This window comes from Flavivirga aquimarina, from assembly GCF_030540835.1.
Classification (GTDB): Bacteria; Bacteroidota; Bacteroidia; order Flavobacteriales; family Flavobacteriaceae; genus Flavivirga; species Flavivirga aquimarina.
The window spans coordinates 1-233 of sequence record NZ_JAUOEK010000133.1; the positions used below are offsets into that span (position 1 = coordinate 1).

1 protein-coding gene is annotated in these 233 nt (G+C 34.8%); it reads right to left on the minus strand.

Translation table 11 applies throughout. The annotated features are described in order from the left end of the window. Positions 1-233 (minus strand): hypothetical protein (locus Q4Q35_RS13260; RefSeq protein WP_303278475.1); only part of this gene is annotated, 233 nt, incomplete at both ends.

Here is a 233-nt window from a genome sequence, read left to right on the forward strand (position 1 = left end):
TCAATATTTGCTATATTATGTGGACCTATTGCATCAGGTGATGGCATAATAGTCAGTTCTATATCTTGACCTGAACGATTTAAAGGAACGTCCATTATAGGAGCAAAAGAGAAATCGCCTTTTGATTTAATAACTTTCCCGCCATTATTAACATTATAGTTAGTTAAACCATTACCTATTGATGTACAGTTTGTCACCGTAGCACTTGATGCTAAATAAGTACGAATACCTCC